Source organism: Acidovorax sp., assembly GCF_046339755.1.
Taxonomy (GTDB): domain Bacteria; phylum Pseudomonadota; class Gammaproteobacteria; order Burkholderiales; family Burkholderiaceae_C; genus Acidovorax.
Window position 1 is genome coordinate 1 of the sequence record NZ_JBKDTZ010000009.1, and the last position, 11,906, is coordinate 11,906.

The following is an 11,906-nucleotide window of genomic DNA, read 5'->3' on the forward strand; positions in this document are numbered from 1 at the left end:
CCCCCCGGGCCGCGGCCCGCGGCGCGGCGCGCCGCCGGCCCCAGCCCCGGCGCTTCGGGTGCGGCGTCCACCGAGACAAAAACCCAGGAGATTGGAGCCCATGGCCTACGAAACCATCGAAGTGCGCACCGAAGCCGAGAAGGTCGGCATCGTCACGCTGAACCGCCCCAAGCAGCTCAATGCCCTCAACGACCAGCTGATGAACGAGCTGGGCGAAGCACTCAAGGCCTTCGACGCCGACGAGAAGATCGGCTGCATCATCGTGACCGGCAGCGAACGCGCCTTTGCCGCTGGCGCCGACATCGGCGCCATGGCCAAGTACAGCTTCGCCGACACCTACAAGGGCGACTACATCACGCGCAACTGGGAGACCATCCGCGCCATCCGCAAGCCCGTGATCGCCGCCGTGAGCGGCTTCGCCCTGGGCGGCGGCTGCGAGCTGGCGATGATGTGCGACTTCATCATCGCGGCCGACAACGCCAAGTTCGGCCAGCCCGAGATCAAACTCGGCGTGATCCCCGGCGCCGGCGGCACGCAGCGCCTGCCGCGTGCCGTGGGCAAGTCCAAGGCCATGGACATGGCCCTCACGGGCCGCATGATGGACGCCACAGAGGCCGAGCGCGCCGGCCTGGTGAGCCGCGTCGTGCCCTACGACAAGCTGGCCGAGGAGGCCCTGGGCGCGGCCCTCATCATCGCGGGCTTCTCACAGATCGCCGTGATGGCCGCCAAGGAATCGGTGAACCGCGCCTTCGAAGGCAGCCTGTCGGACGGCGTGATGTTCGAGCGCCGCCTGTTCCACGCCCTGTTCTCCACCCAGGACCAGAAGGAAGGCATGGACGCCTTCGTGAACAAGCGCGCAGCGAACTTTACACACCAATGATTTTTGTTCTATAATTTCAGTCTTGCGGTGGTATAGCTCAGTTGGTTAGAGCGCAGCATTCATAATGCTGATGTCGGTGGTTCAAGTCCACCTACCACCACCAAACTCGAAAACCCGCTGCGCCCAGGCACAGCGGGTTTTTTCTTGGCACGGGCGTTGTTTCGATGCACGCTGTGCACGGTAAGCGCTTGTTCCAAAAGGCCTTTGCCCATGCATCGGCCCGTAAAATTGTGCTCCCCACCCTGTCCTACAGCCTCTGGATACACACCATGAAACGCTGCACCCCTGCCCTGACTTCCAAAACCAGCCGAGCCCTGGCCATTGCCGGCCTGGCTGCCCTGCTGTGCGCTGCCGCCCCGGCACAGGCCCAACAGGTGCCCGGCGGCATGGGTGAAATGCGCAACTTCCCAGACGCCTCGCTGCGCGGCAACCTGACCGTGCTGGCCGGTTCGCAGGCCACCCTCAATGGCAACCCCATCCGCATGGCGCCAGGCATGCGCCTGTTCTCGCCACAGAACACGCTGGTCATGCTGCACACGGTGCAGGGCCAGACCTTCAAGGTGAACTACCTGGTCGAAAACAGCACGGGCATGCTGCTGTCCGCCTGGATCCTGACCGAGGGCGAGGCCGCCCAGGCCCGAAAGGGCTCGGACACCATCCAGTTCAACTTCCGCACCGAGTCGGATCCGCTCAAGAAATAAGCCCGGTAGTGGCGGGACGCGCTCAGCCGTCCCGCCCGTCCACCTCTGCGGACGCCCCACGCGTGCCGCCGCATCCCCATTCGGACACGAGATTGACTGCCATGGCCAAAAAAGTCTTCATCAAAACCTTCGGCTGCCAGATGAACGAGTACGACTCGGACAAGATGGCCGACGTGCTCCATGCCGCCCAGGGCTACGAGCCCACGCAGAACGCGGAAGAAGCCGACCTGATCCTGTTCAACACCTGCTCGGTGCGCGAGAAGGCGCAGGAGAAGGTGTTCAGCGATCTGGGCCGCTTCAAGCACCTGAAGGCGCGCGGCGTGAAGATCGGCGTGGGCGGCTGCGTGGCCAGCCAGGAGGGCGCCGAGATCATCAAGCGCGCGCCCTACGTGGACGTGGTGTTCGGCCCCCAGACCCTGCACCGCCTGCCCGAATTGCTGAACCAGCGCGAGCGGCTGGACCGCCCACAGGTGGACATCAGCTTCCCCGAGATCGAGAAGTTCGACCACCTGCCCCCGGCACGGGTGGAGGGCGCGAGCGCCTTTGTCTCCATCATGGAAGGCTGCAGCAAGTACTGCAGCTACTGCGTGGTGCCTTACACCCGCGGCGAGGAAGTGAGCCGCCCCTTCGACGATGTGCTTGTCGAAGTGGCAGGCCTGGCCGACCAGGGCGTGAAAGAGATCACGCTGCTGGGCCAGAACGTAAACGCCTACCTGGGCAAGATGGGCGGCACGGCCGAGATCGCCGACTTCGCGCTGCTGCTCGAATACGTGGCCGAGATCCCGGGCATCGAGCGCATCCGCTACACCACCAGCCACCCCAACGAGTTCACGCCGCGCCTGATCGCGGCCTACGCCAGCATCCCCAAGCTGGTCAACCACCTGCACCTGCCAGTGCAGCACGGCAGCGACCGCATCCTGATGGCCATGAAGCGCGGCTACACGGCCATGGAATACAAGAGCACGGTGCGCAAGCTGCGCGCCATCCGCCCCGACCTGGCCATGAGCAGCGACTTCATCGTCGGCTTCCCCGGCGAGACCGAGGACGACTTCAACAAGATGATGAAGCTGATCGACGACATCCACTTCGACAACAGCTTCAGCTTCATATTCAGCCCGCGCCCCGGCACGCCCGCCGCCGGCCTGCACGACGACACGCCGCACGACGTGAAACTGCGCCGCCTGCAGCACCTGCAGTCGGTCAGCAACGCCAACATCAAGTCCATCAGCGAAAGCCGCGTGGGCACGGTGCAGCGCATCCTGGTGGAAGGCGCCTCCAAGCGCGACGCCACCGAGCTCATGGGCCGCACCGAGTGCAACCGCGTGGTCAACTTCGTGGGCCAGCCGCGCCTGGTGGGTCAGATGGTGGACGTGGCCATCACCGAGGCCAAGGCCTACACCCTGCGCGGCGAGGTTGTGACCCACGAAACCCTCACGGCCTGAGGCCACGGCAGCCTTGATGGCAGACACCAGCACAGCCCCCGCAGCCGCCCCTGGCAGGAACCGGCTGCACGGGCTGTCGTTCCAGCAACTGCTGCTGCTGGCCTTCCTGCTGATCGCGGGGCTGCTGGGCGCCAGCTCGCTCGGCGCGTTGTATTCGCTGGAGCAGCTGATGGTGCAAAGCCGCGAGGGCGCCGTGCAGGCTACACGCCTTAGCGCCGCGGCCCAGGCCCTGGGCCAGCGCGGGCAGATCATGGAGCGGGCCGCGCGCCAGTCGCTGGTGCTGGGCGATGCGCAGTTGCGCAAGGGCTTCGACGACATCGCGCGCGAGGCTCAGCAGACCCTGCAGCAGTTGCAGGACGGCGGCCTGGCCGCCAAGCATGTGGCGCAGTGGCGCGCCCACCTGGCCACCGTGCAATCGCTGATGGCGGCGCCGGCCGCCGTGTCGCTGGAGAACGAGCGCGCCGTGGCCGAGGAGTTCGTGGCACTGGACACACTGAACAATGCCATCGTGCAGGCCGTGCAGGAACTCAATGCCGGGCGCAACAGCTCCCTGCAGGCCAAGGTCGATGCCAGCCGCCGCGAGGTCACGCACCAGGTGGTGGGCGTGATCGTGCTGGCGCTGGTGCTGGCCCTGTCCTTCGGCATCTGGCTGGCGCGCCCGTTCAAGCGGCTCGAAGGCGCAATCCGCCTGCTGGGCGAGAACGACCTGGAGCAGCCCATCCAGATCAGCGGCCCGGCCGACGTTCGGCGCGTGGGCCTGCAGCTCGAATGGCTGCGCCTGCGCCTTTTGGAACTCGACTCGGACAAGGCGCGCTTTTTGCGCCATGTGTCGCACGAATTGAAGACGCCCCTGGCCTCCATGCGCGAAGGCGTGGCCCTGCTGCAGGACGGCGTGACCGGCGAACTCAATCCCGGGCAGCAGGAAGTCGCGCAGATCCTGCACCACAACACCCTGGTGCTGCAAAACGAGATCGAGGCGCTGCTGCGCTTCAACGCCGCCGCCTTCGAGGCCCGGCAGCTGCACCGCCGCGACACCGACCTGATCGCGCTGCTGGAGGCCCAGGTCGAATCCCAGCGCCTGCAGTGGCAGGCCCGTGGCCTGCAGGTGCGGGTGGAGGGAGCGCCGGTGTCGCTGGCCCTGGATGGCGACAAGATCGCCTCGGCCATCGGCAACCTGCTGTCCAATGCCATCCGCTTCTCGCCCAAGCAGGGCACGGTGCGGTTGGCCGTGTCCCGGGTGCCGGGGCGGGTGCGCATCGACGTCACCGACCAGGGCCCGGGCGTGGCACCAGCCGACCGGGCCCATGTCTTCGAGCCCTTCTACCGCGGTGCACGCCAGCCCGAAGATGCCGTGCGCGGCACCGGGGTGGGCCTGTCCATCGTCCAGGAATACATCGGCGCCCACGGGGGCCGGGTGGAACTGGTGGAAGATGGCGACCGTTCCTTCTTTCGCATCGAATTGCCCCATGCCTCCTAGCACGTCACCCACCCGCGCAACCTGGCGCCAGATCGGCACGCTGGTGCTGGCGCCGGCCGCGCTGCTGGCCGGCTGCACCAGCCCCGCGCCGCCGCGTTCGCCACCCGCCCCGGTGGCCGTGGTGGTGCCCGCGCCGCTGCCAGCGGCCCCTCCCGCCGAGCCCGCACCGCAGCCCGCTGCGCCGGCCGCGCCCCCCGCGCCCGAGGTATCGCAGGTGGGCCTGGCGCTGGCCTATGCCGAGCGCGTGCAGCGCATGCCGCCGGCCGAGCTCACGCGCGAGATCGCGCGCCTGGGCGAGGCCGAGGACACCCTGGCCGCCAACCCGTTGAACCTGGCGCTGGCCCTGGCGCAGACGCGCCAGCCCGTGGACACGGCGCGCGCCCTGGCGCTGGTGCAGCGCCTGCTGGGGAACAGCGATGCGACCGCCCAGCCCCTGCACCCCCTGGCCCGACTGCTGGAAGGCCGATTGCTGCAGCAGCGTCGGCTGGAAGAACAACTGGAGCGCCAGGCACAACAGTTGCGCGACGCCCAGCGCCGCACCGACCAGCTCAACGAGCGCCTGGAAGCGGTGCGCGCCATCGAGCGCAGCATGACCGCCCGGCCACCGGCCCCGGCGGCCAGCGAGGCCCGCTGAAACCATGCCCACCTCGAACAAACCATCCTCCGGCGCTTCTGCCACAGCACAGCAGCGCATCCTGGTGGTCGATGACGACGCCGACATGCTGCGCCTGCTCTCGCTGCGCCTGAAGGGCGCGGGCTACGAGGTGATTGCCGTCGGCTCGGCCGAAGCCGCGCTGGCCCAGCTCGAGATGGCGCGGCCACAGCTGGTGCTCAGCGACGTGCGCCTGCCCGGCAAGGACGGGCTGGCCCTGTTCGACGAGGTGCGCGAGCGCCACCCCTCGCTGCCCGTGATTTTGCTGACCGCACACGGCACCATTCCGGATGCGGTGGAGGCCACCTCGCGCGGCGTGTTCACCTACCTGACCAAGCCCTACGACGGCAAGGACTTGCTCCAGAAGATCGGTGAGGCCCTGGCGCTGAGTGCCCCCGTCGTGGCCCAGGCCCATGCCAACGAGGCCTGGCGCGCCGAGATCGTGAGCCGCTCCAACCGCATGACCGAGTTGCTGGCCGAGGCCTACATGGTCGCCCAGTCGGACGCCAGCGTGCTGCTGCTGGGCGACAGCGGCGCCGGCAAGGAGCTGCTGGCCCAGGCCATCCACCGCGCCAGCCCGCGCGCCGCCCGGCCCTTCGTGGCGGTCAACTGCGGGGCCATCCCCGAGGCGCTGCTCGAATCCGAGCTGTTCGGCCACGTCAAGGGCGCGTTCACCGATGCGACCAGCAACCACAAGGGCCTGTTCCAGGCGGCCGAAGGCGGCACCCTGCTGCTCGACGAGATCGGCGACATGCCGCCGGCCCTGCAGGTCAAGCTCTTGCGCGTGCTGCAGGAGCGGGCCGTGCGCCCCGTGGGGTCGAGCCAGTCCACGCCCATCAACGTGCGCATCATCTCGGCCACGCACCGCGACCTGGAGGCCGCCATGGCCACGGCCCAGTTCCGCGAGGACCTGTACTACCGGCTCAACGTGGTGACGCTGGCCCTGCCCACGCTGGCCGAACGGCGCGAGGACATCCCCCTGCTGGCCAACCACTTCCTGGACCGGCTGGCGCGCAAGTACGACAAGCGCCTGTCGGGCTTTGCACCCGAGGCGCTCAAGGCCCTGACCACCGCCGCCTGGCCCGGCAACGTGCGCCAGCTGTTCAACGTGGTCGAGCAGGTGTGCGCGCTGTCCACCACGCCGCTGGTGCCACTGACCCTGGTGCAGCGTGCACTGCGCATTCCCTCGGCCCAGGTGCTGAGCTTTGCCGATGCACGCCAGCGCTTCGAGCGCGAGTACCTGGTGGGCCTGCTCAAGATGACCGACGGCAACGTGGCCGACGCCGCACGCCTTGCGCAGCGCAACCGCACGGAGTTCTACCGCCTGCTGCAAAAGCACGCGCTGACGCCCGGGCACTTCAAGAGCGATGCAGGTCCAGACGAGGGGCTGGGCGACGACGTCGCCGATGAGCGACAGGAGTAAGTCGTTGATTTCAAAGGAATTGGCCACCGCCGGCCAATCCCTTGTCGCCATCCGGCGACAAAAACCGGGGTTTTCAGGCTGTTTTGCTGCACCGCACATCTGCTTACAGGCCGAATCGCGCCTAAGCCATTGATATACAAGCGTTTTTTCAAGCTGGCACAGGGTTTGCCCTATATGCTGGCATGTACGCTGAATTTCCTTCCCTTTCACGCACCCTGCGCCGCAGTTCTGCTGCCGCGCTGGCGCTGTCAGCCTCGCTGGTGGCGGGCGTGGCGCAAGCGCAGGCGTTCGACTTCGAGAGCCTGACGAAGCTGGCGCGCGAGCGCGCCGAGAAGCCCTTTGTTGCTGCCAGCGACAAGCTGCCGGCCGACCTCGCCAAACTGGACTACGACCAGGTGCGCGATATCCGCTACAAGCCCGAGCGCGCGCTGTGGCGCGCCGAGAAGCTGCCCTTCGAGGCGATGTTCTTCCATCTGGGCCTGTACCAGACCCAGCCGGTGCGCATCCACGAGATCACCGCCACCGGCACGCGTGACATCACCTACAGCCGCGCCGACTTCGACTACGGCAAGAACACCGTGCAGCCCCAGGTCTGGGGCGACCTGGGCTTTGCGGGCTTTCGCATACACAACCACCTCAATTCGCCCGAGTACAAGGACGAGCTGGCCGTGTTCCAGGGCGCAAGCTACTTCCGCGCGCTCGGCGCGGGCCAGCAGTATGGCCTCTCGGCACGCGGCATGGCCATCGACACCGTGGGCGGCACGGGGGAGGAGTTCCCGCGCTTCACCGACTTCTGGCTCGTGAAGCCCGACGCCAAGGCCGCCCAGGTCACCGTGTTCGCGCTGCTCGATTCGCCGCGTGCCACCGGGGCTTACCGCTTCGACATCCGCCCCGGCGCACAGACAGTGACCACCGTGCGGGCCCGGGTCTTCGTGCGCGGCAATGCGGCCAAGCCCATCGGCACGCTGGGCGTGGCCCCGCTGACCAGCATGTTCTTCTTTGGCGAGAACCAGCCGCGCAAGCAGGACTTCCGCCCCGAGGTGCACGACTCCGACGGCCTGATGGTCGCCACCGGTGAAGGCGAATGGCTGTGGCGCCCACTGCAGAATCCCGGCAGCACGCTGGTGACCTCGTTCGCCACCACCAACCCCAAGGGCTTCGGCCTGATGCAGCGCGACCGCCAGTGGGCCAGCTATGAGGACGTGGAGGCCCGCTACGAACGTCGCCCGAGCGCTTGGGTGCGTCCCCTGCACGACTGGGGCCCGGGCCGCGTGGAGTTGGTGCAGAACAACACGCCTGATGAAACGCACGACAACATCGTCGCCTACTGGGTGCCCGCCAAGCTGCCTGCACCCGGCACGCCGATGGAGTTTGCGTACGAGCTGGCCTGGCAGGGTGACGAGCAGCAGCGCCCACCGGGCAGCTGGGTCACGCAGTCGCGCCGCGGCATGGGCTTTACCAAGCAGAGCGCCGAGGTGCTGCGCCGCCAGGGGCAGTACGTGGTCGATTTCAACGGCCCGGCCCTCGCGGCCCTGCCGGCCGACGCCACCGTGAAGGCCGTGGTCACGGCCGATGCCAACGGAAAGATTCTCGAAAACGCGGCCTACCGCAACCCTGCCACCGGGCAGTGGCGCATGACCGTGCGCGTGCAGCGCCAGCAGACCGATCGCCCGATCGAGCTGCGCGCCTTCCTTCAACACGACAACAACGCTGTGAGCGAAACATGGACGCACATCATTCTTCCCGAGTAAGCCTGTCGGAAGCCCAGGCTTCCCAAGACAACGGTGCCGTCGTGGTGGCGCTGCATGGCGCCAGCCGCAAGCCCCGCAGTCCGCTGCGCGAGGAGCGGCACCCCAACTCCGTGACGGCACCGCCGCTCAACCGCGGCTCCATGCCGCCGCTGCCCTGGCGCGGCTTCTGGAACAGCATCGGCACCGCCGTGCTGTCGCGCCTGACCGGCCGGGGCGGCCAGGGCCCGGCGGCACCCGCGCAGGCCGAGGCCTGGCAAGGCGCGGCCCAGCGCCGCCGCTGGACCTTCGCGCTGCTGACGGTGCTCTCCACCACGCTGGCCACCACGCTGTTCGCCGGCGTGCAGCCCGACTACGACAACGCCTGGCTGGGCTATGGCCAGATGGCGCTGTTCGCCCTGCTCTCGGCCTGGGTCGTCACCGGCTTCATGACCGGGATGATGGGTTTCTGGGTCATGGTGCGCGGCGACAGGCATGCGCTGTCGGCGAAAAGCGTGGCCTCGCACACGCTGGCGCCCGATGCGCGCACGGCCATCATCATGCCGATCTGCAACGAGGATGTGGCCACCGTGTTCGCAGGGCTGCGTGCCACCTGCGAGTCGGTGGCCGCCACGGGCCACGGCACGACCTTCGACGTGTTCGTGCTGTCCGACAGCTACGACCCCGAGATCGCCAAGGCCGAGCGTGCCGCGTGGGAAGACCTGCGCACCGCGCTGGCCGAGCATGCCCAGCAGCCCCAGGTTCAGGTGTACTACCGCCTGCGCACGCGCCGCAGCCACCGCAAGGCCGGCAATGTGGCCGACTTCTGCCGCCGCTGGGGCAAGGACTACCGCTACATGGTGGTGCTCGATGCCGACAGCGTGATGAGCGGCGACTGCATCGTCTCCATGGCCAAGCTGATGGAGGCCAACCCCAGCGCCGGCATCATCCAGACCGCGACGCAGGCCATCGGCCACGTCACGCTGCACGCACGCGCACAGCAGTTCGCCTCGCGCGTCACGGGCCGCCTGTTCACGCTGGGCATGCAGTACTGGCAGCTGGGCGAGTCGCACTACTGGGGCCACAACGCCATCATCCGGATGGAGCCGTTCATGCAGCACTGCGCGCTGGCGCCCATCCCGGGCAAGGGCGGCATGTCGGGCGGCATCATGTCGCACGACTTCGTCGAGGCCGCTCTGATGCGCCGCGCCGGCTACCACGTGTGGCTGGTGTCCGACCTGGTCGGCAGCTACGAGCAGCAGCCGCCGGACCTGTTGGCCGAGCTGCAGCGCGACCGCCGCTGGTGCCAGGGCAACCTGCAGAACGCCCGCCTGATGGCCGAGCCCGGCATCCATGCGGTGCACCGCTCGATGTTCGTGACCGGCGCCATGGCCTACCTGTCGGCCCCGCTGTGGCTGGCCTTCCTGACGCTGGGCACGGCACTGTGGCTGTCGGGCGCACCGGTGGTGGCCAACTGGCACATCCTGCCGGCCGAACTGCTGGGCCTGTGGGGCTGGACGGTGTCCATGCTGTTCCTGCCGCGCATCCTGGGTGTGACCGCCGTGTTCATGCGCAAGGAGCAGGCGCAGTACGGCGGTGGCTGGAGCCTCGTCAAGAGCGCCATGGCCGAAAGCGTGCTGGCCATCCTGCAGGCGCCCGTGCGCATGCTGGCCCACTCGCTGTTCGTGCTGCTGGCCATCACCGGCCTGGAGCTGCAGTGGAAGTCGCCGCCCCGTGAAGCGAATGCCGTCCCCTGGGGCCAGGCCACGCGCCAGCTGGCCCCGATGACGGCCGTGATCGCACTGCTGGCCCTGGGCGTGGCCTTCGTCGACGGCAGCGCCCTGCTGTGGCTCATGCCCGTGGGCCTGCCACTGGCACTGGCCATTCCACTGGCGGTGCTGACCAGCCAGATCGCCCTGGGCAAGACCTTGCGCGCCCAGCGCCTGCTGCTGATCCCCGAGGAGTCGTGGTCGCCCCCGGTACTGCGCCGCGCCTGGCTGCATGCCAGCCGCCTGTCACAGCCCGCGCTGCGCGCCGGATGATGAAACTGTGAAAAAAGCCACAGAAACACGAAGCCGGTGCATGCACCGGCTTTTTGTTTTTTGCTACCAATTGGAGAGCATTCAAAGCTTTCAGTGAAAGGATGACAACGGAACCAGAGCTTCCGTCAGTCACCCAAAAAGGCGGTGGACACGCCATGGCGCTCCCGTAGGATACGCACGCTTCGGAAACCCGCCGCGCCTGGCGCTGCGGTTTCATCCCTGTCTGCTTTCCTGTGGAACTCTTGTCCATGCCATCGCTCATGAATTCCGGCGCCGCCACGCGGCGCTTCTTCCACGCCAGTGCCATCGCATTGGCCCTGGCCGCCGCGGGCTGCGCGGCCCCCCCTGCGCCGGTGGCAGAGACCCCGCCCCCCGCGCCCCAGGCCGCCCCTGAGCCGCCACCTCCGGCCGAGCCGCCGGGCCGCATCATCTTTGCCGGCTTTGCGATGCACTCACAGTCCAAGGCCTTCCGCAACGACGTGCTGCTGGCCGAGAAGCTGGTCAGCGGGATCGACCCCAATGCTCTGATGCTCAAGCTGGCCAACCCGGCCAAGGACCAGAGCGCCGACTGGCCCCAGGCCACGGCCGAGAACTTTGCGCTGGTGATGGCCAAGACGGCCGAGGTGGCGCGCCCGCGCGACCGTGTGCTGCTGTTCATCTCCACCCACGCCAACCCCGGCCTGCTCAACATCAACGCCGGCGGCAAGAACCAGCAACCCATCACACCGCGGATCCTCAGCGATGCCCTGGCCCCCCTGGCCAAGGTGCCCACGCTGGTGGTGCTGTCCGCCTGCTACAGCGGCGCCTTCATCGAGCCGCTGAAGGCGCCGAACCGGGTGGTGCTGACCGCGACCGATGTGCGCGGCACCTCGTTCCGCTGCCAGTACACCGGCAACAACACCCCGTTCGCCGAAGCCCTGTTCGGCCAGGAGGGGGTCGAGAAGCTGTCGGTCACCGACTGGATGGGCGAAGCCCAGAAATCCATCGCCGCGCAGGAAAAGCGCCGCAAGCTGCCGGCCTCCAAGCCCCAGGTCTTCGTCGGTGACGAAGCCAAGGCCTGGGCCGGCCAGCCGCTCAAGGACTGGCTGCAGTAAACACCCGCACGCCTGCATGCCGGGCGTACCGCCCGGCCTTCTCCTTCCCCCTCTTCTTTCGCCCCCACCATGCTGACTGCCACCGCCCCGACCCTGCACCCCCCCCCGCTGTCCGGCCCCTTGCTCGATGCCTACCTGGACGAAGCCGAGGCCCTGTTCGAGGCCAGTGAAGAAGATGAGAGCGGAGCAGACGGCCAGGGCGAGAGCGAGGAGGCCGCCCATGCACGGCGCACGCAGGCCCTGGCCGACATGCTGGGCCTGCAGCCTCTGCAGCCCGGTTCGCTGGACGTGCTGCACCGCGTGCACCCGCTGTGGATGCAGGCCGGCCAGCCGGCGCAGGCCCTGCAGGCCATCGACACCCATGCCAGCGCCCTGGTGGACGAGCTGCCTGCCGCCGAGCGCCACGACGCGCAGGTGCACGTGGGCTTCGCGCGCACCCAGGCCTTGCGCGCCTTGCCCGAGCAGGCC

The 11,906-nt window shown here is 68.2% G+C and carries 10 protein-coding genes and 1 tRNA gene; all 11 read left to right on the top strand.

Annotated elements, in window-relative coordinates; all coding sequences use genetic code 11:
- Nucleotides 1-100: 100 nt before the first annotated feature.
- The gene (locus ACK59X_RS00765) at nucleotides 101-880 is read left to right on the top strand and encodes an enoyl-CoA hydratase (RefSeq protein WP_184857386.1); all 780 of its coding nucleotides are present in this window, start codon (nucleotides 101-103) and stop codon (nucleotides 878-880) included.
- A 26-nt stretch (nucleotides 881-906) separates the two neighbouring features.
- Nucleotides 907-983: transfer RNA gene (locus tag ACK59X_RS00770), tRNA-Met, on the top strand.
- 166 nt (nucleotides 984-1,149) lie between these two features.
- Complete coding sequence (locus ACK59X_RS00775; protein ID WP_409954547.1) at nucleotides 1,150-1,581, top strand: hypothetical protein; 432 nt, start codon at nucleotides 1,150-1,152, stop codon at nucleotides 1,579-1,581.
- A 101-nt stretch (nucleotides 1,582-1,682) separates the two neighbouring features.
- Nucleotides 1,683-3,023, top strand: coding sequence for a tRNA (N6-isopentenyl adenosine(37)-C2)-methylthiotransferase MiaB (miaB, locus tag ACK59X_RS00780; RefSeq protein ID WP_409954548.1), 1,341 nt, complete (start codon nucleotides 1,683-1,685; stop codon nucleotides 3,021-3,023).
- A 16-nt stretch (nucleotides 3,024-3,039) separates the two neighbouring features.
- Nucleotides 3,040-4,500, top strand: a complete 1,461-nt coding sequence (locus tag ACK59X_RS00785) for a sensor histidine kinase (RefSeq protein ID WP_409954549.1) — start codon at nucleotides 3,040-3,042, stop codon at nucleotides 4,498-4,500.
- The gene (locus tag ACK59X_RS00790) at nucleotides 4,490-5,134 is read left to right on the top strand and encodes a hypothetical protein (RefSeq protein WP_409954550.1); all 645 of its coding nucleotides are present in this window, start codon (nucleotides 4,490-4,492) and stop codon (nucleotides 5,132-5,134) included. Before ACK59X_RS00785 ends, ACK59X_RS00790 begins: the two co-directional genes overlap by 11 nt.
- 4 nt (nucleotides 5,135-5,138) lie before the next feature.
- Entirely contained in the window at nucleotides 5,139-6,575 is a 1,437-nt protein-coding gene (locus tag ACK59X_RS00795; protein WP_409954551.1) for a sigma 54-interacting transcriptional regulator, read from the top strand.
- Between the two features lie 182 nt (nucleotides 6,576-6,757).
- Entirely contained in the window at nucleotides 6,758-8,326 is a 1,569-nt protein-coding gene (locus ACK59X_RS00800; protein WP_409954552.1) for a glucan biosynthesis protein G, read from the top strand.
- Nucleotides 8,299-10,344, top strand: coding sequence for a glucans biosynthesis glucosyltransferase MdoH (gene mdoH / locus ACK59X_RS00805; protein WP_409954553.1), 2,046 nt, complete (start codon nucleotides 8,299-8,301; stop codon nucleotides 10,342-10,344). The genes ACK59X_RS00800 and mdoH overlap by 28 nt, the downstream gene beginning before the upstream one ends.
- A gap of 248 nt (nucleotides 10,345-10,592) precedes the next feature.
- Nucleotides 10,593-11,438, top strand: a complete 846-nt coding sequence (locus ACK59X_RS00810) for a C13 family peptidase (protein WP_409954554.1) — start codon at nucleotides 10,593-10,595, stop codon at nucleotides 11,436-11,438.
- 69 nt (nucleotides 11,439-11,507) lie between these two features.
- Nucleotides 11,508-11,906 (top strand): hypothetical protein (locus ACK59X_RS00815; protein WP_409954555.1); only part of this gene is annotated, 399 nt, incomplete at its 3' end.

Excerpts from the sequence above, each read along its gene's own strand:
- miaB (WP_409954548.1), top strand. The coding sequence starts at position 1,683 with ATGGCCAAAAAAGTCTTCATCAAAACCTTCGGCTGCCAGATGAACGAG.
- ACK59X_RS00810 (WP_409954554.1), top strand. The coding sequence starts at position 10,593 with ATGCCATCGCTCATGAATTCCGGCGCCGCCACGCGGCGCTTCTTCCAC.
- ACK59X_RS00795 (WP_409954551.1), top strand. The coding sequence starts at position 5,139 with ATGCCCACCTCGAACAAACCATCCTCCGGCGCTTCTGCCACAGCACAG.
- ACK59X_RS00785 (WP_409954549.1), top strand. The coding sequence starts at position 3,040 with ATGGCAGACACCAGCACAGCCCCCGCAGCCGCCCCTGGCAGGAACCGG.
- ACK59X_RS00765 (WP_184857386.1), top strand. The coding sequence starts at position 101 with ATGGCCTACGAAACCATCGAAGTGCGCACCGAAGCCGAGAAGGTCGGC.
- ACK59X_RS00775 (WP_409954547.1), top strand. The coding sequence starts at position 1,150 with ATGAAACGCTGCACCCCTGCCCTGACTTCCAAAACCAGCCGAGCCCTG.
- ACK59X_RS00800 (WP_409954552.1), top strand. The coding sequence starts at position 6,758 with ATGTACGCTGAATTTCCTTCCCTTTCACGCACCCTGCGCCGCAGTTCT.
- ACK59X_RS00790 (WP_409954550.1), top strand. The coding sequence starts at position 4,490 with ATGCCTCCTAGCACGTCACCCACCCGCGCAACCTGGCGCCAGATCGGC.
- mdoH (WP_409954553.1), top strand. The coding sequence starts at position 8,299 with ATGGACGCACATCATTCTTCCCGAGTAAGCCTGTCGGAAGCCCAGGCT.